Origin of the sequence: Moraxella oculi (assembly GCF_023336735.1) — a bacterium.
GTDB lineage: Bacteria > Pseudomonadota > Gammaproteobacteria > Pseudomonadales > Moraxellaceae > Moraxella > Moraxella oculi.
Genome location: NZ_JAMBAQ010000019.1, coordinates 1 through 24990, shown reverse-complemented (window position 1 = coordinate 24990; position 24990 = coordinate 1). Strand labels below are relative to the sequence as shown.

Annotated in this window: 29 protein-coding genes; 22 read left to right on the top strand and 7 right to left on the bottom strand. The window is 38.5% G+C overall.

What is annotated here, in order from left to right; genetic code table 11:
* Positions 1-22: 22 nt before the first annotated feature.
* The gene (locus M2R47_RS08235; protein ID WP_249101596.1) at positions 23-4030 is read left to right on the top strand and encodes a DUF5710 domain-containing protein; all 4008 of its coding nucleotides are present in this window, start codon (positions 23-25) and stop codon (positions 4028-4030) included.
* Positions 4031-4135: 105 nt separating this feature from the next.
* Here the strand turns inward: M2R47_RS08235 and M2R47_RS08230 are convergent, their stop codons facing one another.
* The gene (locus M2R47_RS08230) at positions 4136-4789 is read right to left on the bottom strand and encodes a recombinase family protein (RefSeq protein ID WP_249101595.1); all 654 of its coding nucleotides are present in this window, start codon (positions 4787-4789) and stop codon (positions 4136-4138) included.
* A gap of 322 nt (positions 4790-5111) precedes the next feature.
* Here M2R47_RS08230 and M2R47_RS08225 point away from each other — a divergent pair, with 322 nt between their 5' ends.
* The 3 genes from M2R47_RS08225 (at position 5112) to M2R47_RS08215 (ending at position 6981) form a co-directional block, all read left to right on the top strand.
* The gene (locus tag M2R47_RS08225; protein ID WP_249101593.1) at positions 5112-5858 is read left to right on the top strand and encodes a hypothetical protein; all 747 of its coding nucleotides are present in this window, start codon (positions 5112-5114) and stop codon (positions 5856-5858) included.
* A 22-nt stretch (positions 5859-5880) separates the two neighbouring features.
* Complete coding sequence (locus tag M2R47_RS08220; RefSeq protein WP_249101590.1) at positions 5881-6390, top strand: hypothetical protein; 510 nt, start codon at positions 5881-5883, stop codon at positions 6388-6390.
* A 93-nt stretch (positions 6391-6483) separates the two neighbouring features.
* Positions 6484-6981, top strand: coding sequence for a hypothetical protein (locus M2R47_RS08215; protein ID WP_249101585.1), 498 nt, complete (start codon positions 6484-6486; stop codon positions 6979-6981).
* 154 nt (positions 6982-7135) lie between these two features.
* Here the strand turns inward: M2R47_RS08215 and M2R47_RS08210 are convergent, their stop codons facing one another.
* The 3 genes from M2R47_RS08210 to M2R47_RS08200 form a co-directional block, all read right to left on the bottom strand.
* Entirely contained in the window at positions 7136-7579 is a 444-nt protein-coding gene (locus M2R47_RS08210; protein ID WP_249101582.1) for a hypothetical protein, read from the bottom strand.
* Between the two features lie 86 nt (positions 7580-7665).
* On the bottom strand, positions 7666-8559 hold the full coding sequence (locus M2R47_RS08205; RefSeq protein WP_249101578.1) for a relaxase/mobilization nuclease domain-containing protein: 894 nt from the start codon (positions 8557-8559) through the stop codon (positions 7666-7668).
* Between the two features lie 38 nt (positions 8560-8597).
* Positions 8598-9125 (bottom strand): hypothetical protein, encoded by a 528-nt coding sequence (locus M2R47_RS08200; RefSeq protein ID WP_249101575.1) that lies wholly within the window; start codon positions 9123-9125, stop codon positions 8598-8600.
* A gap of 427 nt (positions 9126-9552) precedes the next feature.
* Here M2R47_RS08200 and M2R47_RS08195 point away from each other — a divergent pair, with 427 nt between their 5' ends.
* From M2R47_RS08195 to M2R47_RS08175, 5 genes are all read left to right on the top strand, one after another.
* On the top strand, positions 9553-9885 hold the full coding sequence (locus tag M2R47_RS08195; protein ID WP_249101573.1) for a hypothetical protein: 333 nt from the start codon (positions 9553-9555) through the stop codon (positions 9883-9885).
* Positions 9886-9893: 8 nt separating this feature from the next.
* Positions 9894-10637, top strand: a complete 744-nt coding sequence (locus M2R47_RS08190) for a nucleotide-binding protein (RefSeq protein ID WP_249101571.1) — start codon at positions 9894-9896, stop codon at positions 10635-10637.
* A gap of 66 nt (positions 10638-10703) precedes the next feature.
* Positions 10704-11255, top strand: a complete 552-nt coding sequence (locus M2R47_RS08185) for a hypothetical protein (protein WP_249101567.1) — start codon at positions 10704-10706, stop codon at positions 11253-11255.
* Positions 11256-11261: 6 nt separating this feature from the next.
* Positions 11262-11600, top strand: coding sequence for a type II toxin-antitoxin system RelE/ParE family toxin (locus tag M2R47_RS08180; RefSeq protein WP_249101565.1), 339 nt, complete (start codon positions 11262-11264; stop codon positions 11598-11600).
* On the top strand, positions 11593-11814 hold the full coding sequence (locus tag M2R47_RS08175; RefSeq protein ID WP_249101561.1) for a helix-turn-helix domain-containing protein: 222 nt from the start codon (positions 11593-11595) through the stop codon (positions 11812-11814). Before M2R47_RS08180 ends, M2R47_RS08175 begins: the two co-directional genes overlap by 8 nt.
* Before the next feature lie 66 nt (positions 11815-11880).
* Here the strand turns inward: M2R47_RS08175 and M2R47_RS08170 are convergent, their stop codons facing one another.
* Positions 11881-13224, bottom strand: a complete 1344-nt coding sequence (locus M2R47_RS08170) for a RepB family plasmid replication initiator protein (protein WP_249101559.1) — start codon at positions 13222-13224, stop codon at positions 11881-11883.
* A 572-nt stretch (positions 13225-13796) separates the two neighbouring features.
* Between M2R47_RS08170 and M2R47_RS08165 the strand changes: the two genes are divergently transcribed.
* The 8 genes from M2R47_RS08165 to M2R47_RS08130 all read left to right on the top strand — a co-directional run bounded on the left by M2R47_RS08165 (position 13797) and on the right by M2R47_RS08130 (position 20175).
* A complete protein-coding gene (locus M2R47_RS08165; RefSeq protein ID WP_249101556.1) occupies positions 13797-14000 on the top strand; it encodes a hypothetical protein in 204 nt (67 codons plus the stop codon).
* Between the two features lie 206 nt (positions 14001-14206).
* Complete coding sequence (locus tag M2R47_RS08160; RefSeq protein ID WP_249101553.1) at positions 14207-14575, top strand: hypothetical protein; 369 nt, start codon at positions 14207-14209, stop codon at positions 14573-14575.
* Positions 14576-14587: 12 nt separating this feature from the next.
* Positions 14588-15325: a lytic transglycosylase domain-containing protein gene (locus M2R47_RS08155; protein ID WP_249101550.1), complete on the top strand. Its 738-nt coding sequence runs from the start codon at positions 14588-14590 to the stop codon at positions 15323-15325.
* Positions 15326-15344: 19 nt separating this feature from the next.
* Complete coding sequence (locus M2R47_RS08150) at positions 15345-15683, top strand: hypothetical protein (RefSeq protein ID WP_078273881.1); 339 nt, start codon at positions 15345-15347, stop codon at positions 15681-15683.
* The gene (locus M2R47_RS08145; RefSeq protein ID WP_078273880.1) at positions 15683-16066 is read left to right on the top strand and encodes a VirB3 family type IV secretion system protein; all 384 of its coding nucleotides are present in this window, start codon (positions 15683-15685) and stop codon (positions 16064-16066) included. Before M2R47_RS08150 ends, M2R47_RS08145 begins: the two co-directional genes overlap by 1 nt.
* On the top strand, positions 16005-18470 hold the full coding sequence (locus M2R47_RS08140) for a VirB4 family type IV secretion/conjugal transfer ATPase (RefSeq protein WP_249101547.1): 2466 nt from the start codon (positions 16005-16007) through the stop codon (positions 18468-18470). Before M2R47_RS08145 ends, M2R47_RS08140 begins: the two co-directional genes overlap by 62 nt.
* Before the next feature lie 95 nt (positions 18471-18565).
* Complete coding sequence (locus M2R47_RS08135; RefSeq protein WP_249101544.1) at positions 18566-19231, top strand: type IV secretion system protein; 666 nt, start codon at positions 18566-18568, stop codon at positions 19229-19231.
* Between the two features lie 17 nt (positions 19232-19248).
* Positions 19249-20175, top strand: coding sequence for a TrbL/VirB6 family protein (locus M2R47_RS08130; protein WP_249101541.1), 927 nt, complete (start codon positions 19249-19251; stop codon positions 20173-20175).
* Here M2R47_RS08130 and M2R47_RS08125 read toward each other — a convergent pair.
* The gene (locus tag M2R47_RS08125) at positions 20172-20405 is read right to left on the bottom strand and encodes an EexN family lipoprotein (protein WP_249101537.1); all 234 of its coding nucleotides are present in this window, start codon (positions 20403-20405) and stop codon (positions 20172-20174) included. The two genes, M2R47_RS08130 and M2R47_RS08125, sit on opposite strands and share 4 nt — an antisense overlap.
* Positions 20406-20483: 78 nt before the next feature.
* Between M2R47_RS08125 and M2R47_RS08120 the strand changes: the two genes are divergently transcribed.
* From M2R47_RS08120 to M2R47_RS08100, 5 genes are read left to right on the top strand one after another with little or no spacing between them, the layout of a single operon-like run.
* A complete protein-coding gene (locus M2R47_RS08120; RefSeq protein ID WP_249101535.1) occupies positions 20484-20720 on the top strand; it encodes a hypothetical protein in 237 nt (78 codons plus the stop codon).
* Positions 20720-21490, top strand: coding sequence for a VirB8 family type IV secretion system protein (locus M2R47_RS08115; RefSeq protein ID WP_249101533.1), 771 nt, complete (start codon positions 20720-20722; stop codon positions 21488-21490). The genes M2R47_RS08120 and M2R47_RS08115 overlap by 1 nt, the downstream gene beginning before the upstream one ends.
* Positions 21487-22281: a TrbG/VirB9 family P-type conjugative transfer protein gene (locus M2R47_RS08110; RefSeq protein WP_249101531.1), complete on the top strand. Its 795-nt coding sequence runs from the start codon at positions 21487-21489 to the stop codon at positions 22279-22281. The genes M2R47_RS08115 and M2R47_RS08110 overlap by 4 nt, the downstream gene beginning before the upstream one ends.
* A 9-nt stretch (positions 22282-22290) precedes the next feature.
* Positions 22291-23601 (top strand): type IV secretion system protein VirB10, encoded by a 1311-nt coding sequence (virB10, locus tag M2R47_RS08105; RefSeq protein WP_249101528.1) that lies wholly within the window; start codon positions 22291-22293, stop codon positions 23599-23601.
* A gap of 36 nt (positions 23602-23637) precedes the next feature.
* Positions 23638-24747 (top strand): ATPase, T2SS/T4P/T4SS family, encoded by a 1110-nt coding sequence (locus M2R47_RS08100; RefSeq protein WP_249101525.1) that lies wholly within the window; start codon positions 23638-23640, stop codon positions 24745-24747.
* A 96-nt stretch (positions 24748-24843) separates the two neighbouring features.
* On the opposite strand, the gene M2R47_RS09535 is transcribed toward M2R47_RS08100, so the two are convergent.
* Positions 24844-24966, bottom strand: a complete 123-nt coding sequence (locus M2R47_RS09535) for a hypothetical protein (protein WP_283162945.1) — start codon at positions 24964-24966, stop codon at positions 24844-24846.
* Positions 24967-24990: the final 24 nt, after the last annotated feature.

Genomic DNA, 24990 nt, shown 5'->3' with positions numbered 1-24990 from the left:
TACACCACACTAAACAACGTCCATGCGTAAGCATGATTGCGGAGTTGCCTTATATCCACCGCCTGAAGTCGGTGGTTTTACGGCAACGGAGGATAAAAATATGGCGACAAAGGAAATGACCGCCAGTAGTTTTGATATTTACACTTACAAAAAAGACAACACCGCTTTTATTTGTGCGAAGACTGACCGCCAAAAAACGCCCCTTATCACTTTTGAAACATTGGCAGAAGCTCGTGAATATAAAAAAGACCCTGAAAATATTGCAGAGCTTAGCAGACGCTGGACGGCTCACAGGGAGCAAAACTCCATTACAAAATCCGATATGAGAAACGCAGTCAATGAAGAGCGTACAGGGCAATCTTACCGAGACCACGACATAACACCTGATGAGTTTATGGCAACTTTTGGGGTGCGTGGTGGACAGTTTGGTAACTGGGTAACTGGCGATGAACGCCAGCAAATGCTCAATAATGCCTATGACGGCTTTATGGACTTATCCAAAGCCTTAAAAATTGACCCAAAAGCCATAGGATTAAATGGCACGCTTGGCATTGCCTTTGGTGCAAGGGGAAGCGGTTGGGCTTCCGCTCATTATGAGCGTGGCGAACAGGTTATTAACCTTACCAAAACTCGTGGAGCTGGCTCACTCGCTCACGAATGGTGGCACGCCCTAGACCACTATATGAAAAATGGCGATGGCCTACTAACACGCCATTTAAACGCCAACAGCACCGCACGACACCAAGAGCTTATCGCCCCAGTCCGTGAATTGGTTAAAGATATTCATAAATCAGAATTATACAGCCGTTCACAAAAGGCGGACGCATACCGCAGTCAGCCCTACTTTTCAACCGATGTGGAAATGACCGCTAGGGCATTTGAAGGACATATCCAACACACCCTATCCACGATGGGAATTAAAAATGATTTTTTGGTAAATATCAAAGCCGAAAAAGATTGGCAAAAGAATTTAGACGCTTACCCCTATCCCAAAGCAGAAGAATTAGAACCGCTTGGCAAGGCATACAATACCGTTTTTGACACACTCAAAGAAGTAGATAAAGAATTTGTGCCAGTTCACTATGAGCCTGAACAGATTATTCACGCTGACACGCTGGCAGTTACTGGTGCTGAAAAGACAAAGGAAAGTTTAGAGCCAATTATGAAAAACCAAGAAAATAATTCCCTTAATATTATTGCCAAAGATTTTAGCAATGACCCAGCTTCCAAAGAAGTACAAGATAGAGTTATGGCGTTAGCTAAACAGCACCCACAAGAACTAATTAAAATTTATACAGAAATGAGTTCTACTTTTAACGGTCGTTATATCGCTTCTGATATGATGAAAGAAGTGTTTGATGATTTTAATCAATCGCCAGCTCATCGCAACCAATTCAATAATGCAGTACACAATTCGGCAGCCACATTATCCGCCTTGCATTTTGAGCAAATGATTAACGAGCCAGTTACAGATGGGCGTGATACAGTTGTTTTTTTAACAGGTTGCCCGGGGGCTGGTAAAACTTCATCAGTAATGAATAGTAATACATTGAAACAAAATGTTGGTATTGTTTTTGAAGGACAATTAGCTAATGCACATCAAAACCCAGCAACGATTAAAAAAATACAACAGGCATTAGATAAAGGTTTTAAGGTTGAAATTATTGCTGTTAATCCCTTACCTGAACAAGCCTTAGAAAATACCTTTAAAAGATACTATGACCCTAATGATGGGCGTGGTGCTCCAATTTCCACAATGGCACGCATTCAAGGCAATACTTATGACGGATTAAAAGCCATACAAGATAAGTTTGGCGATAAAGTAGAATTGCATATTGTTGATAAACCAGACGGTAACAAAAACACTATAAAATATGATGGCTGGCAACATTTAGATGTGATAAAATCACAGGGTACAGAGGCTGATATTGCAAAGCGACTGGAAAATCATCTTATCAATCATTATTCACAGGGAAAAATTGATTATGAATGCTTTAAACAATCCGCTGGTTCAGAAGAAAGAGCAAAACAACTCTTGGGTTCAAGAGTGGTTGAACGAGACAGCGAAAGCGAGCGAGAGAATGGCAACGGACGAGAAATTTCGTCAGGAAGTCGCCAAGAAAGCCACACCCAGCAGGGAAGAAATTCAAGCCCTGTTAGCCAAGCACATACCCACATTACAAACAGCCAAACCAAACCTAATTTAAGCACTCAAAACACCTATATCAACTGCCCCTATGCCGAGAAAGACCAAGCCAAAGCACTAGGGGCAAAATGGGATAATGCCAATAAGTCTTGGTATGTGCCACAAGGTACTGATTTAAGCAAGTTTGAGAAGTGGCTTGTTCCTGAAAAGGAAAAGACCACAGAAAACCCAGCAATAACCCCAACACCACAGGGCAAGACCTACCTATACACCACACCGTCAGATAATGAAGCCATTCAAAAATTAAAAGTAGATGGCATTGTTAAATTTGATTTACCCAACAAAGTTTGGTACACCTTAGAACCTGAAAATCCACAAGTTAAGCAATGGCTACAACCAGCTCATGTGCCAAGTGCCGAAGAAGCATTTGCAGAGCATTTAAGAGCAAATGGCATAAGTCTGGACAACGGACATCCCATAGCAGATGGAAGACCGCACCGCCTAAGTAATGACGGCTCGAATAAAAAAAATGTCATGTATCAGCTTTACCGCAACGATGGTGGAATACCAGCAGGACGCATTACAAATTTTAGTCGTGGTGGTACGCCTGAAAAATGGGTATATCCAGCAGAATATATTGCCGTACTCAAAAACATAGAAGCGGTAAATGTCGCCAAAGGTTTAGCTAAACCAACGCCTAGTATAGCCCATTCCAGCACCGAAAAGACCTATCCCACACAAGAGCAAGGTCAATCACCAAAAATCCATAGTGTAAGCCCTGAACAGCAAGCTACTTATGATAAGACCGCCAGCAGGGTTGCTATGGTTATGCAGTTTGCACCACTCGCCCAGCAACATGAATACTTGGACAGAAAGCAAGTAACCCACAATCACATTATGCGTATTGTGCCTGACAAGAGCCAACTACCGCCACAATTTGCCAATGATATTGTGATTGCAAATGACTGGAAAGAAGCCCAAGCGTTGAGAAATCAAGGCGATGAAAGAATGATATTGCAAAAGGGCAATCTGATGATACCCCAATTCAACGAACAGGGGGAATTACGGTCTTTTGAGACAATCGGCTATCAAGGTGCTAAATACGCCCTAAAAGGCGGTGAAAAAAATGGATTATCGGTTACTTTGGGTCAAGCGAAAAATGGCCAGCCAATTATTATCGCAGAAGGCTATGCCACAGGTGCAACTTTGCACGAACAAACAGGGCGGACGGTGGTTGTAGCTTTTGGTAAAGGTGGATTATTGAATATTGCACAGCAAGTAAGGGAGCATTGCCCTGATAGCAAGATTTATATTGGTGCTGACAACGACCACGCCAAAACCCTTGAAATCAACCCCAATACAGGCAAACCGCATGAGAATGTCGGTCTTGTGGACGCTCAAAAAGTAGCCGAAGCCGTACCAAATACCCATGTTTTAGTACCGAAATTTGCTACTGGCGAACAGGGCAAAGATTGGAATGATGTTTATGTCAATAAAGGCGTTGATGAGTTTAAGAGACAACTCATAGAACAGCTTAACCACATTAACCCCCCAAAGGAACAACCAAATATTACCCAATCTGAGCCAACTGTACAGGAACGCCTAGATAGTGATTTTATCAAACAAAGCTATCCGCAGATGAGCGATGAGAACCTAAAAGCAATTCAAGTTTGGAAAGAAGTCATCACTCACAGCGAAAAATACGCACCTGAGACCAAAGAAGACTTATTAAAACGCCTTGCCGACCATATCCCCAGTTATGCCAATGGCGAACGGTTGCCACTTCCAACAGGCTACATGGAGCAACAGCAAGATATGGGAAAGCAGACAGCGATTGACAGCCAGCACCAAGAACATGACAAAGACGATGGGGGGCGACAATGATAAAACACTTGTTGTTGTTATCCCTTGTCATTGCAGCTGGTTGTACCAATGGAATAGCTATCCTTGACGGTAATGGCGGAAGACCAACAAACAATAAAACGCACGCTATTTCTTTTTGCGTTTGGCAAGATAGCGGTTAAGTGTAGCAAGGCTCACGCCAATTTCATCAGCAATGCTTTGGTATGAAATGGATTTGTAACTTTGCAAGTCCTTTTCTTTTTTTGCCAACCGCTCTTCTATGAGCTTGATTTTGTCGGCAGTTAAGGTTGGTTTACGCCCTTTATACACACCCCTTTGTTTTGCTTTGGCTATACCCTCTTTTTGGCGTTCACGGATTAAAGCTCGTTCTAGTTCTGACACCGCCCCTAAGATGTGCAAAAAGAATTTATCCATAGGACTATTGTTTGAGCCGTCAAAGGTTAAATTATCTTTGATAGATTTAAAGCTAACCCCTTTTTTATTGAGTTGGTTGATGATTGAAATTAGGTCTTCAAGACTTCGTGCCAGTCGGTCAAGACTATGCACCACGACTGTATCACCATAGCGTACATAATCTAGCATTGCTTGGAGCTGGGGGCGGTCTTTCGTTGCACCTGTCATCTTGTCGGCAAAAATGCGGTCAAGGACGACACCGTCAAGCTGGCGGTCGGTGCTTTGGTCTATGGTAGATACTCGGATATAGCCAACAGTCTGTACTTTTTGCTTTTTGATATGTTCGTCAATGCCTATGATTTGGTCTTGGTCTAAGGGGTTTTTCATTTTCTTTTATGTCTTTATAAAAAATTGACTAATATTATGCAATGTTTGTATTAAAATTTCAACAACACCCTATTGACATAAAATTTTAGTGGGTTATAATATATGTCATTAGGGTATAACCTATTGGTATATTCATTGGAGAAATTCTATGTCAAATCCAAACAACACAAATTATCTTGTTTTGCTAATATTGTCATTTATTCTTGTTATTATTCTGCTTGGCGTGATGTATGCCGTCAATCTTGGATTCAGATCTATAAATCTATGAACTTCACGGTATTAACCATGAAGTTTTATGAAGTATTTACTCAAGGAACTGCTTATGTCAAAAAATTTTGTATTCACCTACAAACAACCCGATGAATGTCCTTGTTGCGGTAAAGTAGGAAGGTTATTGTCATCTATCAATGACGATATTATCCACAATAGCACCAACGGAAAATTTATCGGGTCTGGTAGCGGTATTGGAATTGGATTGGGCGGAGGACTTGGCCTATATACTGGTGCTACTGTTGGGAATATTAATACTCATACTGTATCCAAGACTAAGTTACAACAAAAAACAGAACCTGTTGTCCTACCTAAATCTGACCGCAGTTCAAGTGTTCTAAAAATTATAATCACTTTTATAGGTTTTTCTTTTATAGGATTGTTTTCAGTGGTAGTTGTATCCTGCTATTCTGAAGCAGCTATGGCAAATGATTTCTCTGGATCTGGAGTGGCTATGGCAAATGGTCTCGATGGTTTCAGGCGTTCTGCAAACGCATTTGCAGATACTTTCATTTATTTTGTCATTCTTATCCCTATCTTGGGAATTATCCCTCTTTTATTTAATTTACCGAGATCAATGTCAGCAGACCATGAAGAAAATGAAATAATTCAAAAACAACAAGAACTATTAGACAGCTACTATAAAAATTTGAGATATTGCAAAAATTGCCATGTTATCTTTGACAAGCAAGGTTTTTACACGTCTGTTAGTGACAACGCTGTATTTTTGTTGAGCAGCAACGCAAATCTTGGGAAGTTTGGCGTTATTCATACAAGAAATGTCAATGCACGTATTTAATTAATTTTTAAGCAGGTAACTTATGAAGGATGCTTCTATATTACTAATCATTGGGGCGGTTCTATTATTCGTGCTCAGTAGTTATAATGAGCAAACAGAATTAGACCAATTTTACTTTAACTGGTTCTTTGCTGCATTGGCGATGTGGTGCTTTTATATTGCACTAAAACCAGTTAAGGACAATCAAAATCTAAGCAAGATGGACAAACTCTTACGATATGCTCATGGCGTAATAGGGGTCATCTTTCTGTCTATTTGCATCTGGTCGACTTATTATATCAATTACGGCAATGTGAGTTATGCTAACATCGCTCTAATAACTCACACCTGCGACAAAGACGGTCAGGTTGCCCAAGATTGCCAATATGTTGCCTCAGTAACCTACCGCCCTTATCTGCGTAATATTTCCATATTAACCATTCCAAAGTATCCAATTTTAGATTGTCGTAGCTTTGAAGAGTATGAGTGTAAGCAGGAAAGATTTATGGTTAATAAAAGCGATATTAAAAGTTTTGTTCTTTTAGATAAATAAGGGACTTATCTGAAAATAATTTATATGGTACACTCTAATAATACCTATTATAACAACTACACCAACCTCGAGAGATTTGATAAGGAAAATTCCATGTCTGATTCAGAATTGAATAGCTATACGGATAGCATGAAAAAGAAAAAGGCGGAGAGTGTCATGGCGGCAGAGCAATACAAAGCTGTGCGAATATTGCAACTTAACAACGCTATTGATGCAGTCAGTGCTATTTGTTCAAGAGCTAAAGATAAAGGGTACTATCCTGCTTGGTGCATGGAGCAAGATAGAATAATAACAGCCATATTTCCCAAAGAATTGTCATTTAGGTCTCAATTTCTGTTTCCTTTCTTTTGGATTGGTGCATTTTTAATTATGTCTCCGCCTCTATCAATACTTCTATCTCCATATCCATTAGCTTTTATCATTTTGATTTTTCTGTTTGTCTTGGCACTAGTTCTATTTCTTTTTAAAATGTTTCAAGGCTTGATTGAATATTTTATCAAGCCAAGTTTGGTTAATTTTAAAGAAGTGGGATATTCACTGTATGCAAAAGATTGGAAAATATTTATCTTAAAGCACTATCTATTTTTTTAAGATGGTTAAATTCAAAATAAAGCAAGACCAAGTCTTGATTTTTATGCAAAAATGCATTATATTAAACATGAACGCAAGGGCGTTGGAGTTTTAAGTTACCCAAGATTGCGTTTATAATACCAAATCCGCTTGTATGTCAACATATAGGCGGATTTTATTTTGGTGGTTTATTATTATCCCCTTTGGGAATGACTGAAAATAGTTCCGCCTTTGGCTTCTTGGTAGTTAACTCAAAAATAGCTCGGTCATTTACCATATTGCCATAACCGTCATTGCGTGGCGTTTGGTTTTGAATGGCAGTCATTCTTTGAGCCATAATAACTTGGCTGTTTTCGGATAAAGCATTTTCAATTTGCTGTATCAAATCGGAAATTTTATATCCATCTTTCTCTGCTCGGCTTTGATAATGATGCCTCCCTATATACAAAATTTCATTTTGCTCCAATGGGGGTAAATCATTGACTATTCGAAATTCATTAACTTTAGTAAATTGCTCATCAGTAAAATATCCAATAGCAACAAATTTGGGGCGTTCACCATTTTGTAACTGTTCTAAGTTGGTGCGAACGATGTCTATTGCATTTTCATATAAAGGCATCTTTTTTATCTTCCCATAAAGTTATTGCAGATATGATAATTCACAAATCTCAAAAATTGCAAATTTGATTTTGATATGCAAAGAAACTATCTGCCTTTGTCTACAGCAACCCCCTTTGTTAGTTTTTCAATCTCTTTTTTAAGTTCTCTATTTTCGCTTGTAAGGCTCTTAGCATAGCTTTGGTATTGTTCGGCTACCTTGGCATGGGTATTGCTAATTTTCTTCATCTGAGCGTTTGTAGGCGGTTTTTTCGTGGGAACACCCTGCCCTTTTCTTAAATTTTCATGCAGCTTGGACTGACTATAACCATCTTTGGCTTGAAAACGATGTATTCGGCGTGTTGCTGTAGCTAAAATACCCTGCTCCCTGAGCTTATGCACAAAATTGATACGGTAATTGTGTAAATCCTGCTTGCGTGGATTTAGTCGCTCCCCTCTGTCGTTAGTAGCATTAACTAGCACATGAACATGGGGACTATCTGTATCTAAATGCTGAGCCAAAAAATACTGATGCCCCTCAAACTCTTCTTTCACAAGGTTCTTAACAGCATCTTTCATGGCTTCTGGGTTTGTACCTTTTGGCATTGAAAAGACAAAATGAAAGGCTTCACGGCGGCTGCCTGTTTCGTGCTTATCGTGCATTCCCTGAGCTTTCCAGCCGTCCAATAGGATTTTTTGCTCGTCCTTACCCTTGTACTTGTTTCCATCTTGGTCTTCAATCTCAACCTTACCATGCCTACCAATGTAATTAGCATGAGCCTGAGCTTTGTTCGCCCCTTTTGATGAACCGCTTATTTTAACCACAACTTGCGGTAATTTGGCATTGGTTGCCTTAATCGCATTGGTTGCCGCTTGTTTCGGTGAACTAGAATAATTACGCTTACTGGTGGAAGACTTTAAGCCTCCACTTGATTTTGACTTGACTGTTTTGGTTTTTGTTCCATTGAACCAGTCCTCAATATCATCAAATAATTTAGCCATATTTACGCCTAATAATATTTTTTATAATTTAGAAAAACTTAATAAATGCCAACGCTATTTTTTAATATTTTTTGAATATTTTTTGTATGATTTCTAATAAATTCATACAGCTGGTTAATTGGCAATTCTTTCATATCACCAGCATTATTTGCTTTGGCGATTTGGTTGATGTTTACACCGATTCTATGAAGCTCATAATTAGATTTTTTGAGCTGCTCAATTTCCACGCCAAATAGTTTTCTGTCGCCATACAGATGATTGTATATGACTGTTGAAATGTAATGTTGTAATGAGCTTTGATTTAGGTTTGCCAGCTCGTGCAAAAAATCATAGTCATAGACTGGTAGTGAAAATTGAATCCTTTGCTTTTTTACAGGAAATTTTTTTCGTGAAAGCTCTGCCGCCAATTCATGATTTTTCTGTTTTTTGGCTTCATAAATTGCTTGGTTGTTTTCTTTTATCATCTCTTCATGTTGAGAGATATATAAGTTTTTATTCTGAATGGCTTTCTTTTGAATGCCAGAATAATCAAGATTTTTCTTTTGGCTTTCCAATTCATCTTCCATTATTTTATCAATGATGGCGATTATCGCCTTGGTTCTTGAATAAGAACAAGGTTTTTTGGGCGTAGGTTTTTAGAAAATCTTTGTGTTTCTGCGTTAAACCTTTCAGCAAAAAAGAGCTGTTGGACATAAGGGTGTTTCCAAAATAGTAAATAATAGTAGCCATTATAGCACAATAAATATATACTTTTAACGGCAACAGCCTATCCTGCACTAGAAAACAAAGAAAAAATCAGCTCAGGGTGTAGACCTGAGCCACTCCCCCCAACCCCAAAACCACGCAAATACTTGAAAATGCTTTAAAATTCTTTAAATTTTTCATTTTTTACTTTAAAATGCTTGAAAATATAGTTATAATACTTTAAAATGCTTGAAAATTCTTTAATTCTAGTGTAGAATGCCACAAATTCCACTAAGGGGGTGTTTATGTATGGCTAGACCACGATTAACAAAAGAAGCTATCGCTTTCATTATTAAGTGTAGAGATGACCCAGCTCAGGTATACACCTTGGAAGATATAGCAAAGTTGGTTGAAGAGAAATTTGGTATTAGTGTAACGCTACAAGCGATTAGCAATAACTACCGAAAGTACAAAGGTGATAAAAGTATTACCCAAATCTCACAACCAGTTATTGAAGAAAAAACCGAGATTTCAAAAAAATCTATCTTTAAACCCAAAAAAATCAAACAAGATGTATTGCAGAATTTTGATAAAAATACTGACAATATAGACTTGGAAGATTTATTTAAACCAGCAGAATAGGTGTAGTTATGTCTTATCCACTAAACAATGCAATTCATTTTGTAATGCAATCAAAAGGCGGTATTGGAAAAAGTGTTGTATCAATGCTAATGTCTCAATATCTTTTGGAAAATGTTGATGATGTTACTTTGATTGACATTGACCCAAGCAACAAAACATTGGCTTCATACAAAAGCCTAAATGTAAAACAAATTGACATCATGAAAGATGATGAAGAATTGGTAGACCAATCAAAATTTGACGGATTTCTTCAAAACTTCTTGGAGAATGAAAATGCAACTTTCTTGGTTGATACTGGTTCAGGTGAATTTCTGCCATTTAATAGTTATTTAACTATGATGGACATTCCAAGTGTTATTCAAGATGATTTTGAAAAAAACATCTACATTCATGTGCCAATCAGCTACGGACAAGCCGAAGATGATAGCAAAAAATGCTTAATCAAACTTGCCGAAAGCTACCCAACTGTTCCTATTATTGTTTGGGAAAATGAATATTTTGGAAAACCAACTACGGATTTCTCAAAAACAAAAGCATTCCAAGCGATTGATAATATTATTGGCGTTGTTAAAATTACAAAACTAAATAATGATACTTTTGAAAAAGACTTTTCAACAATGATTAAGCAAGGAATGACTTTTGAAGAAGTAGCAAATGACACTAAGACATTTGAACTTCTTGCCAAAAACCGCCTTAAAAAAATCAAAAAAGACATCTTTTCCAAAGTTGATGATGTTTTTAAAGATGAGTGATTTTTCACAATCAAAAACCACAAATGACGGTATTATGCCGTCATTTGCATAATATGGGGAAACTCCATGAGCGAAGAAGACAAAGAAGTAAAAAAACTCATTCAGAGCATATTTGAACGCACCAATACAAAGGTTGGCGAAGACGACCCAAGTGTTGCCCTTGTGCTGGGTCTTAGAGATATTCTCAAAGACAATATCCAAGACTTTGAAGAAAAAATCACAGAGCTTAACAGTCAGCAAATCATACGCATACAAAGCGAGCTTGAACACGCCATTACCAGCATTCAAATGCAACTGGACGGCTCAAATGAGTATTATGTCGGCAATAGCACCAATCACGAAAAAAACCTAGCAGAAGCGTTCACAGGCTTATTGAGCGAGCTTGACACCAAGAATAAAGACCTAAATTTTATTCTCACCAAAATTCAGGCTGAGTACGACAAAGCCAGCGATGAGCGTTTTGAGCGTCATATCACCAAAATTGAAGAGTTGCAAGCAAAAGAATTGCAAAGACAAAGCAAAAAAGACACCGCCAAACAACGAGAAATCCTGTTTGCTGGTGCTGGTTTTGTCGCTGGTGTAGTCATTTGCTTGTTAATATTTTTTGTAGTAAGATAGGTGGTTATGACAGACAATCAAAACCAAGAACAGCCACAATTCAAAATCAAGAAAACAGATGAATTTGAAAAGTGGTTTAAAAAACTAAAAGACCGACAAGCGAAAAAGCAAATACTTGGTCGCTTATTTCGCATTGAGCAAGACGCATTTTTTGGCGAACACAAAGGCATTGGCGACAATATCAGTGAGTTAAAATTTCACACAGGGGCTGGATACCGAGTGTATTACACCATTCGTGGAAATGTCGTGGTTTTATTGCTTTGTGCTGGCGACAAAGACAGTCAAGAGCGAGATATTGAACAAGCCAAAATTATTTTGGCAAATTGGAGTGATGAAGATGAGTGATTTTAACATTTTAGATTATCTAAATAGTGAAGAAGATATTCAAGACTTTTTGGAAGAAGTTTTGAACAATGGAGCAAGCCCAAAAGCGGTGAAAAACGCCTACATAATCGCTGAACAGGCTCGTGCCAAACTTGCCAATGAAAAGCCTAGCATTGGTACAGCCCAAATGTTCTTCAATCTATGGCAACGCCAGCACAACTACGCCACAGCCTAATTTTTTCCTTTTTTCTTTTAATAAAAAACACCGCCATAAGCGGTGTTCAAATCAATAACATCTTGATTACCTTGATAGAATTTCATCAAGTAGAGCAAAGCCCTTACGGTCTCTTTCGCTCAACAAATAACGCTCCCAAATTCTGACTACGCCCTGATAGTCTCCCTTTTCAAAATACATTTTTTCAATACCAAAACCAAGTCTTGTTTGGTTTGCCAATACAAATTCTTCTGCATTAGCAAGCAGTTTTTCAAAATCTTGCTCTAACTGTGCTTGGTCTAGTTTTTCTTGACTGGCTTTGGCTTGTTTGGCTTGTTTTTTCTGCTCATCAATTTGTTGTGGTGTAGGGTGGTCTTTGATTTCATCATCGCTATACCAGTCGGACGGCACAAAATCAAGCACTTTAAGAAAATCAATATGCTTGGACTGTAAGTGTACATTCGATAACTCTTTGATAATTTCGTCCAAATCTTGACCGCTTGCTTTCTTGATTTTTGTTGCAAATAGTGAAAGTTGCTTTTGGCTCATCTTGAAATTGGTAAATGGGTCTTTGGGAGCATTACCCCCTTTTCCTTTTGTCTCTTCAATTTTCTTTTGTGATATATCTTCAAAAGAAAAAAGCAGCTCAGACACAGAACGACCAACTTTCTTTTGTTCGTAAGAAATGCGGATTTTGGTATGCTCATGAATTTCTTTTATTGCTCTATCTAAAACATATCTCTTAAAATCATAATATGTTTTGTAATTATCAATACAATTAAATTTTTCTTTCAAATACTTAACCGTATATGTTTTTTGCCTAAAATTTTGGTATAGACAACTAACAATCAATTCAAATAAAATAATACCATAACAACCCAACTTGACAATAACATCAATTTGATATTTTGTGAAGGGATTTGCTTTATCAAAAACAGTCAGCATTTCAACAATTTCGTCATTTAAAATAATAGACAACTCCCCTTGATTTTCAAGGTAACTACACTTGGAAACCCAAGTAATACCGCTTTTATGGGTTTTTTCACCAAATAGCTTATCATCCTTAAAATTCCAATACCAAAACGCCTTAATTAATATCTTATCTGCTGTATCTGACAATATTCCATAAGTATTGGAATTATCAATACCGTATGTTTTAGCAAAATCCAAAGCCTTGACAGTAAAAATTCTACGATTTTTATTAGGAAAATCTTCAACATCTTTACGCACCATAGGCGATAAAAACATAATCAACCGCCTTTCATTTAAATCCAAATTAGTAATTGCATTTAATAAACGATTTTGCAACACATACCATTTCTCGCCATAAGTAAGTTTTTCCTGTAATTTCAAACTTTCATTCCCATTGTCTTGCTGAGCTTGAACGGCTTGCTCTTTGGTGTGCGTGGCAATCGGCTTAGGCTCAAACACGGTGGGAAAATCATCAAGTGATAATCCATAGTTTTTCAGGATTGCTCGCTTCATGATGGGATTACCGCCAAATTGTTCATCAATCATCTCAATGGACTTACTCACCTTTTGCAAGGTTTCAAAATCAAGTGTTTTAAGTTCAAAATCTGTCATCGGTCATCACTCCAAAATCAGTACCCATATTAAACCAAAAAAACGGAAAATAATCAATAAATATTCGTAAATGGTGTAAAAAGTTCCGCATTTAAGTGTAAAAAGTTCCGCATTTAAGTGTAAAAAGTTCCGCATTTAAGTGTAAAAAGTTCCGCATTTAAGTGTAAAAAGTTCCGCATATTGGGTTTTCAAAAATCAACTCAAACCCTTTATTTACAAAGCATTAAGGGCTGTGGATAACTTTGGACAAAACTTATAAATATTATAAATATTATAAATAATAAAAAGGGCTTCGCTACCGCTTCGCCTTGTTGTTGATTGATTTTTTATTTTTTGAGAAAAATTTTCTCTTTTGTCTTTTTAAAAATCTTAAAATCTAGTAAAATCTAAGAAACAGATAAAACATGGGGCTGGTAACAGTGAGCGGTAGAACCAAAGTTAAGTACAAAAACATCTCAGTAAACATTGCAGTAGAACTCAATGAGAGACTAGACAGCTTGTCTAGCTTAACAGGTAGACCAAAAACATTCTACATTCGTGAATGTCTTAGAAAATACATCACAGAGCTAGAAGAAACTTACAGCAGTCATACGCTAGAAAGTTCCGATAACAAAAAATTGTAAAATTTGTGAAAAATGCTTGTATTTTTTGTAGATTATGTTAATCTAATCACTAGATATTCGTATCTAGTATTTTTCACAACGGGAGTAAAAATGCTTGACATACTCAAAAAAGTCGCTACCATGACGCAACGCAACGCAACGCAACGCAACGCAACGCAACGCAACGCAACGCAACGCCTAATTTTCGTCTTCTAAAAATCCTTTCTTTGGCGGTTATACCGCTATTCTCAGCGTCTGCCCTTGCCAATACCACTTCGGCAGACCCACAACAAGTACAAATCCCCCAACTGTCCAACAAAGATATATTTGGCTGTCAAGCCTTTTTGTGCTTTGCTGGCGGTATACACACCCCTGAATGTCAATCCACAATCAGAAAAGTTACTCGTGATTTGGCTCGTGGTAAAAGTTTTCCAGTTTGCCCCATGATTTCCAACGCTGACGGTTCTATTGGCGGTCAAAATGGCTCTCAAAAGCTATGGACGCAAAACACTAGAAAGCGTGTTTATGTGTACATTCAAGACCCTGACGGCACGGTCCGTCAAGTTGCCAACATCAGAAAAAAAGGTCGCTTGTAAGGGGTCTATGCGATGTTGGAAGCTATCATCACAAGTAGTTGCAGTCCTAATGTACACCCTGTAATTGTGAATGCGATTGTAAAGACAGAAAGTAATTACAATCCGTTTGCTATCGGAGTGAACAGGGGAGCAGGGCGGTTGGCAAAACAGCCAACAAACTACGCAGAAGCGGTGCATATCGCCAAGCAATTACTTGCTGGTGGGGCAAATATTGATTTGGGATTGGGTCAAATCAACTCAGCCAATTTAAAATGGCTCGGCTTGACGGTGGAGCAGGTGCTTCAACCATGTGCCAATCTTAAAGCACTTCAAACCGTGTACTTGCATTGCTATGACCGTGCTGGCAATACTGGCAAGGGTACGAGAATGCAAAGAGCGTTTTCTTGCTACAACACAGGCAATATGACTGGTGGATTTAGCAATGGCTATGTCGCCAAGACAACCAAAAATTACAATGAGCTGACCGCAAGAGTGGCTCAGCCAGTCGCACCCACGCCTATACCCCAAATTCAATTCCAACCAAAAATCCAATATCAGACCTACGACACCGTAAATGGCTCTAAAACCGCCATAGACGCTGTTCAAATCAATTCCGCTAGTCAAGTACCAAATGGCGTTCAAAATGCAACTATGAGCGTCCCTGTGCGTTCTAGCGACACATCTCAACCAAGCCCCACCCCTGAAAGTGATTTGACTGCTGAAAAACCTGCTAAGGTTTACAACAGTTGGGACATTTTTAGGGATTTTTAACTCATCATAAGGAATTTTTATGAATAACACAACTTTTTTGTCCGCACATCAAAAAGCCATTGGCAAAGTAATTGCCAAGCAAGCATTGATTTTGCTTTTAGGTGTAGCGTGTACCACGCTAGCTTTCGCAGCTGGCTTTGAAGATAGTGCCCAAAAGGCAGACAACTTATTCAAAGACATTTTGAAATGGGCGACTATCTTAGCTGGTTCTGCTGGTGCGGTTTATTTGCTCATCAAGTTTGTTCAGGCATGGAACGGTCATAGTGACTGGATGGACTTCTTGAAATTTGCGTTTTTCTATGCCTGTGCTGGCGGTGTAGCAACAATCGCAGCGTACATTTTCGGTGCATTTAAATAATGAGCGAAGAGTACCGCACATTTTCAAGCTACAACGGTTTAGACCGTGTGGTTATGGTGTTTGGCGTGCCACTTGTGCCAGCCGTCATTGTTTTAATGATTTTGATGTTTGGTTCGCTAATCGCACAAAAAATACTGGGGCTTATTGGTTTTGCCTTTGTAGCTTTGGGATTGCCAATATTTTTATTTCTCAGAAGTATTTCTGAGACAGATGATAGGGCGATAAATATACTCGCCCTTGAAATGTTATTTAGATTGAAACGCAAGTATTATCAAGAATTTGGCAATACTTTAACTTATGTACCAATGAAGTATCTTAGAAATGGCGAATATATTCAGCAAGTTTTTAAACAGGCTAACCGCTTCAACAGAAGAATTACCTAAACTTTATTATCATGTTGCCGAAGATGTTTTGGATTTTGAAAACAACTATCTTTGTAGCGTGATTGAGTTTGATGGTATTAACTTTGAAGCGATTAGTACAAATCACTTGGAAAGCGATTTTGACGCTTTAAACCTAGTATATACTGAGCTTGCGAAAGATAAAGCTAGTCGCTTGTCGTTTTATACTTATCAACTTCGTAGAAAAATTGAAATCACATCTGATTATCAATTTGATAATAAATTTTGTCGTGATTTTTCTGACAAATATTTAAAACGGTTTAATGATAAAGACTATTACCAAAATACATATTATATGTGTTTGGTAATGAAATATGAAAATGATTTTGAAGCTGGCATTGACGACATTCAGAATTTAAATAAAAGAATACTGAGTATGTTATCACAATATCATCCAAGAGTGCTAATTTCTTATCAAAATCAGCATGGTATTTTATCGTCAGAACCGCTTGAATTTTTTTATGAGCTGTTGAATGGTGAACCGCCAGTAGGGGGCATTGTTCCGCTCACGCCTAGCCCTGCTTATGAAATTTTGCCGTCTTCCACATTGCACTTTGGGCATGAAATTTTGCAGATTAAGGGTGAAGTAAGAAACCGCTTTGCTTGCTTGCAAGATTTAAAAGACTTTCCAAACAGAACCCATTTGGGGCTGTTTGATAGTGCGAGCTTGGCTTTGCCATTTGAATATAATTTGGTGCAGTCGTTTGTGGCATTAGCACCAGCTAAGGCATTAACACGCATTGAAAGACAAGCCAACCAAATGCGTTCAGCAGATGATAAGGCGGTACATCAGCGTGAAGAATTGTTGGAAGCTCAGGGGTTTATCACATCAGGCGAGCAGATTTTGGGGGAATACCATTGCAGTTTAATGGTGTTTGGCGACACGATAGACCAAGCTGTCAATAATGTGAATGAAGCCAATGCCAACTTTTCTAATAAGGCTGGGGCGGTGTTTAAAAAAGCGAGTGTATCAGCACCAGCAACATTTTTTAGCCAGTTTCCGACTTATCGCTACAAGCCACGCCCAATGCTGAAAACCAGCCGTAACTTGGCAAGTACATTTTCCTTGCATAATTATTCAACTGGCAAGGCTCATGGCAACCCATTAGGGGACGGCTCAGCCGTTGTGCCATTAGAGACGGTAGCAAAGACCCTGTACAACTTCAATTTTCATTTCACCAATATTGGCGAAAATAATATTGGTGAAGCAGTCGCAGGGCATACGCTGATTTTAGGGGCGACTGGTACAGGTAAGACCACATTACAATCAGCAATGACGGTGTTTGTTCAGCGTTTTAATCCAGCTATGTTCTGTTTGGATAAAGATAGGGGTATGGATATTTTTATTCGTGCGTTGGACGGTGATTATTTTGCGATTGAAGAAAATATTCCAACTGGCATTAACCCTTTTCAGTTTGAAAAAACGCCTAAATTGATGGACTTCTTGAATACGCTGGTAATGGCGTGTGCAACCGACAAAAACCACGAATGCACCAGCGAAGAGCAAAACCAAATCAAGATGGCGGTGGATACGGTGATGAGTTTGCCGTTTGAAAGTCGCTGTATGTCCGCAATTTTGCAGTCATTGCCTGATAAGGGTGGTAACAGTCTCTATGCTCGCCTTGTTAAGTGGTGTACAACTGATGAGTATGGGGCTGGAACTTACGCTTGGGTATTTAGTGACACCAACCTGTTTGACCCTAACAATTTTAAAATTGTTGGTTTTGATGTTGGTTCAATCTTGAAAGAGAATTACCAGCCAACCGAGCCATTGCTTGCTTGTCTTTTGTATTTGAAATCGGAAATGACAAAAAATCACCCATTACTTTTAACGGTGGTGGAAGAGTTTTGGCTACCACTCAAATACAAAACGCCAAGAGAGATGATGTTAGATGTCCTGAAAACAGGGCGTAAGCGTGGCGAATTTATGATGTTAGTAACGCAGTCACCCGAAGAAGCAGTACAGTCTGAAATCTTTCCAGCAATCATTCAGCAGACCCCAACCAAGATACTACTGCCGAACCCTGACGCAGAGTATAAGAATGAGCAAGGGGGCGGTTATATCCGTGTTGGTCTGACTGAAAAAGAATTTGCGATTTTGAAATCGCTATCTACACAAAGCCGTATTTTCCTTGTGAAACAAGGTCAGCAGTCCAGTTTTGCTAAGATGGACTTGTACGGATTTGGTGATGAAATTAGCGTGTTATCATCAACCAAAGAAAATGTAGAATTACTTGATAATTTATTAAGTAAATTTGACGAAAGACCAAAATCAGAAATTTGGTTACCCTTGTTCTATCAAGCAAGAAAAGATAAAAAACAAGGTACGCTGGATTTGGATTTACTAGTGTCTTCGGTATCATCTACAATAGTAGAAATTAAATAAGGTCGTTAGACTGTTGAATGTATTTTATCAAGTTATTGCATATCTGTAAATTGCAATAATATTCATTAGTTGTTAATAGTATGGAGTATATCCCTATGAAAGTAAATTTTAGTGAAAAAGCCAAAAAAGCAATTTCTGCTTTTGCCTTACTAACCATGATTGGGTCAAGCAATGTGGCTTACTCGGCTGGTGTGCCAGTTTTTGATGGTGCGAATGTTGCCCAAGCGATTAGCCAAGTGCAGAACCAAATTAAGCAAATTGAGAACCTAAGAAGCCAGCTTAAAGCGGTAACTGGCAACGCTCGCTTAGGTGTGCTACTCAATGACCCAAATGTTCAAAAAGCTCTTGGTAAGTATGTGCCAAGCGGTGTTAGTTTGTCTGATTTGACAAGCGGTAACTACGATAAGGTGCTGGCTCAGGTTGCCAAACGCATTGAAGCAGATATGCAACGCCAAAGGGAAGCGACAGACCCAAAAGCACAGCTCGCCCAAGCCACGCTATTAAATTACGCTCAGGTTGAGCAGTCGCTTACAGACTTGGCAACATTTTCACGCTCAGCCCAAAAAATTGCCGACCAAATCAACCTTACCACAGACGCAAGTAGTAAAGCGGATTTGGCAAATACGCTGATGGCTCAAAAAACGCAAATTGACCTTGCTATTGCTCAAATCAATATCAAGATGAAGCAAATGGAAATGTTGGAAAGACAAGCAAGAGAGATTGCAACGCAATCTTACGGTCAAAAAATGTTTAGACGCTAATTTAAAAAGGGTAAGCAATGGCAATTACAATATTTTCAGATGTTTTTAATTCAATAACAGAAACCGTTACTGATTTGACATCAAATAATATAGCAAATGTAATAAATATGTTAGAGCCATTGCTTATCAGTGCTTTTACTGTTTATTTGTTATTTGTTTTTCTGTCGTATTGGAATAGCAGAGTAGAAGAAAATATTGTTGATTTTCTTAAAAAGTGTATGGCATGGTGTCTAATACTGACTTTTGGCTTAAATATTGGTGCTTACAATAATTATATTATGCCGATAGTTTTAAATTTTGGCGATGGGCTGAGTGAAGCGTTTTCAGGTCAAGGAACCAGTGTTCAATCATCTTTGGATACGATTATTGATACTTCTATTACAGGTATTGAAAATGGCTGGAATGAAATAGGTGGATTGGATATTGCTGGACAATTATTGTTTTTTATAGCACTTTTGATTATGTTGCCCCCTTTAATCATATTCCTAACAATGTCTATGGCTTATTTGATGTTGGCAAAAGTTTTTTGTGCTGTATTGGCTGTTATCGGTCCACTATACATTATGTGTGCTTTATTTCCAAATACTAGACAATTCTTTTTTAACTGGGTAAATCAGATTGTAACATATAGTGTTATGGTATTGATTTTAAATGTATTTGTTAGTCTTTTTGTTGGATTTATGATAGAAGAAATAAGGGATATGAGCACAATCATTATTCCAACTGCTATCAATGTTGCTGTAATGTCTATTATCTTTTTTGTATTGCTGATGAGAGTTCCAGACTTGGCTTCCGCTTTGGGTAATGGTATGTCAATCAATGGATTTAGCCAGGGAGCTAGAAGCATAGCCAACCTTGCAACAGGTGGAAAAGCGAGTTTGGCTATGGGTAACAAGGCATATGGGAAAGTTTTTGGCGGTAACAGCATGAAAGGCAAAAGTTAATTGCCAAACATTTTATTTCCATACGCTGATGTTTTAACTGCTTTCTCAGCTTCATTGGCGTTCTTGCAATTCTCATCAGATTGTTTGTTTTGCTTACAGGCTTCTAATACTTCGGTGCGTTTTGCTTCATTTTCTTTAAGAAAATCTACGGTGTAGGTTTCTTGTTTGCCACAAGCAGTTAAGGCAGTAATGACAATCACAGACAATGTGAAAAGTGTGGCGTGTTTCATGATTTTTCCTTTTGTCTTTTTAAAGAAAATTTAAAGATAAATGCTTTTTTATTTTATCATAGAAATTAAGGTTATGTAATGAATAAATTTATCCTAATGGTATTTTGTACAGTATCCTTAACGGCTTGCCAGTCCACGCATAAATTGCCCATGCCAAAAGGTAAATGGGTGGCAGTAAATACACCTGATTTTATACCGCCAAATACTGTTAAATATCGTGATAGTGTTAGCACATTAACACAAGATGTAGATGAGCCAACACAAACAGACCAAGATCAAGACCAAGACCAAGAAGAAATGGGAGAAAGCCGATAATGTTTAAGTCAAAAAAAGCCAATAAAGCTGATAAGTCTCAGCAGGTTAAAAAAGACAAAAAGATAAGCAATAATCAGGCGGTCAATGATTACTTGAAAGAAGCTCGTGGTTTTGAAAAATCACGCATTGAGTTTGTAGAGAAGTCAAAGACTTTTTGGCAATATGTGGCACTTGGTGCGGTTGCTATCGCTATTGCCAATGCGGTTGCTATCGTGGGTTTAACGCCCCTAAAAGAAAAAGAGCCGTTCGTTTTGCGTGTTAATGACAATACAGGTGAAGTGGATATTGTAACCACATTAAAAGATGAAGAAATTACCAGCCTTGAACAAACTGCTCGCTACTATGCGTCCAACTTTGTTAAGTTATCAGAAAGTTATGATTGGTACACCATTCAAAAGCAATTTGATGATTTGATGTTGTTTGCTGATAACAATGTCCAAAACGAAATTAGAAATAAATTTGCCATGCCAACCGCTCCACACAAGGCTTATGGTAATAGTCAGCGTGTAGATGTCAAAATCAACAGCGTTTCTAAGATTGGCGATAATCTTATGCAAATCCGTTTTACGAAGACGGTCAGCCCCATGAATGGCGGTACTTATGATGTGATGAGTGGTAAGCTGTCGCCTGAACCTATCCAAAGTCGCCATATTGCGGTGTTGGCTTATGACTATGTCAATGTACCAACGGTTGATGAAATTCGCCTAGTAAATCCTTTTGGCTTTACGGTCAAATCCTATCAAGTAAACGATGATGGAGCAGGTCAATGAAAAAGCTGATTTTTGTTTTTGTCTTTTTAGTGACAACCTTGTCAGCTCATGCAGAACAGTTGCCAAGTTTTACCGCAGATACTCGTATGCAGGTATTTAATTATCGTACTGATGATGTTTTTGTCATTAGAACGAAAATAGGGCATTCTAGCCTTATCCAGTTTGAAGATGGCGAAACCATTCATGATGATGGTGGGCTTGGTGTTGGCGAAGCTCGTGATTGGTCTATTGCAGTCAAAGGAAATAATGTCTTTTTCAAGCCGTTACAAGTGTCAGCCCCTACTAACATGATTATTGTAACCAATAAACGCACCTATGCGTTCGCCTTGTACGCAACAATAGCGGACGATATGACCTATGTCGCACGCTTTAACTACCCACAAGAAAAGGCAAGCCAAGCACCAGCTAAGCCAACACCAGCAACATTTCAAAGGGTTAAGCAGGGTGATGATACTTATTTGATTGATGGCAAAATCAATACTGCTTATGTCAAGCGTGGTAATTTAGAACTTGCTCCAACGGCAATGTGGGACAATGGTCTATTTACCTACCTACAATACAATAATGCCAAAGAATTGCCAAGCGTTTACAAGGTTATGCCTGATGGCACAGAAGCCCTTGTAAATACACATATTGAAGCCGATACCATGATTATTCACGAAACCAACCATTTATACCGTTTGCGACTAGGTGGAGCGGTAGCGGAGCTTGCCAATCAAAAGCTAAGAGATAATGGATTTAATCATTATGGCACATCTGTAAACTATTTAGAGCGTGTAGAAAAAAAGTAGGGGTTCAATATGAATATTTTTAAGAAAAAGGTCAAAGACCAAGAAGAAAATCAAGAAATTGATGGAGTTAATGCGATTGAGCAGGTCAATGCCGAAGACGCTCAAATCAAAGACGATGTACCTACTGTTAATCAGGCAGGTAGAGACGCTGGCAATGCCAAGAGCTTTAAACTGTTGGCAATTATGTTAGTGAGTTTTATTGTGATTTTGGTAGGTATTGCTTTGACTATTGGGCGTTATCAGCAATCCAAAGCGGACGCAAAAGCCCAAGAAGCTGAAAAGCAAGCCCAAGCCCAAAAGGACATGGCAAGAAGTGCAAAAGTGGATATTGAAGCGGATAAACAAGCTATGCAGACCTTACCGCCCCCAATGGACTTAGAAGAAGATTTGGAAACGGAAGAAGAAGCAAATGTTGTTACCCCAACACCTGAGCCGTTGCCAGCTCCACAGCCCCAGCCAAAATACAACAACTATGATAGTGGCGGTATGGTTGCAGGTCGTGATTATGTTGCACCAGCACCGTTGCCAGCACCAGCACCCACGCCAGTTGCACCAGCATATAATGATGAATATGTAGAAGAGCCAACAACAGTAGTGCAAGCCCCTGTTGAAATTGAACACTCATCAGTATTGGTTGATGTTTATGGCACAAAACAAGCCACAGCCCAACCACAAGAAACAGGACTGGCTGGCAGTATGCGTGCTTCAAATCTAGCTAATGGCACAGTATCTAATCGTGGTGACACAACCATGATGTTACTCAAAGGCACAACCATTCCATGCGTTTTAAAGACAAAAGTAGATAGCACATATCAGGGCTTTACCATTTGTCAAGTAACCAAAGATGTTTATTCCGCCAATGGCAAGGTTTTGTTAATTGAGCGTGGTTCAAGCGTATTTGGTGAGCAAAATATTCAGATGACACAAGGCAAGGCAAGGGTATCTATACTTTGGGGGAGAATTGAAACGCCTAAAAATGTATCAATCAACCTAGATAGTCCAGCAACAGGGCAACTGGGGGAAATGGGCGTAAATGCAAGGGTTAATAATCACTTTTGGAAACGCTTTGGCGGTGCAATCATGTTGTCAGTCATTCAAGACGCTTTTGAAATTGGTCGTTCTCACTTGGAGAAGCAAAGTGATGGGGATACAACAACAATCACCAACACAACCAACACGGCAGAAAGTATGATGGAAGAAGTATTGAAAAACACCGTCAATATACCGCCAACCGCCACAATCAATCAGGGCACAGTAATCAATATTATGGTTGCTCGTGATGTGGACTTTAACAGCATTTATGGGTTGCAAAGACGCTAGTATTTCTTTTGTCTTTACAATATAAAGGTTTTTTGTATGCACTTACTTGATAGAACAGCGTCCTTGCGTGGTCTTTTGGCTGAGACAGGCATTCAAGAATTTTTGGACGATAAAGGCAACACAGAGATTGCTATTAACCGACCCTTTGAACTTTGGACGGAAAGCAATAAGGGCTGGCAACGCTATGATATGCCCAATCTTGATTATTCTGTTTTGCTTAAAATAGCCAATACTTTTGCAATTTTAAACAAATTAGAAATCACTCCAAAAAATCCCATTTGTTCAGGGGTTTTTCCTGATGAACAGCGTGGACAGGTTGTAATACCGACAGCGTGCGAAAGGGGTACTGTTTCTATTACGATACGACAGCCAAGCCAAGAACGCTTTACATTGGGTGATTATGGCAAAACTGGGCGATTAAATCGCTGGCTTGATAAATCAACATTTACCACAGCTAATATAATTTTGCCAAGTCATTTAAAAGATAAACTAGAAGCGGAAAGTAAAGAAATTGGATATTTGAATAAATGGCTTGATATTCCTGATGATGTGCATTTGCAATTATTTGAATTACAAATGCTAAAAGCAAAAGCTGAAAGGGATTTGGAAAGTTTTATACAGCTTGGTGTAAAACATTATCAAAATTTCTGTTTGGTTGGTGCGACTGGCTCAGGTAAAACAACTTTTACAAAAGCAGTTTGCGATATAGTGCCAGTTGATACTCGCATTGTAACGATTGAAGATACACCTGAATTGGATTTACCATTACATTTAAATAGGGTGCATTTATTTTATAAGGAAGTAACGCCAAAACAGTTATTAGCGTCTTGTATGCGTATGAAGCCTGACCGTATATTCCTAACCGAATTGCGTGGTGATGAAGCCTACGACTATCTAAACGCCCTAAATACAGGTCATGGCGGTTCTATTACTACCGTTCACGCTAATGATTGTCAAAGTGCTTATTATCGTATTGGAACGCTCATTAAACAATCGGAAATTGGCTCAAAAATTGATTTTGACCAAATTATGCGTGATACATACACAACAATAGATGTAATGATGTTTTTGGAAAGAACTTATGTAACAGAAGTAAGTTATGACCCTGTCCGCAAATATCGTCTAATGCAAGGGAAGAAATTATAATGGCTCAAAAACAATCTGCTGGTAAAAATATTGCCTTATTGTGCATACTTAATATATTTTTTATTGGTATTGCGGTATTGGTTGCCAATTATGTTTTTATTGAGTGGCAAAAAATACCAAGTGAATATTTATCATATAATACAATTTATCCTCCGTTGCCGTAAAACCACCGACTTCAGGCGGTGGATATAAGGCAACTCCGCAATCATGCTTACGCATGGACGTTGTTTAGTGTGGTGTATT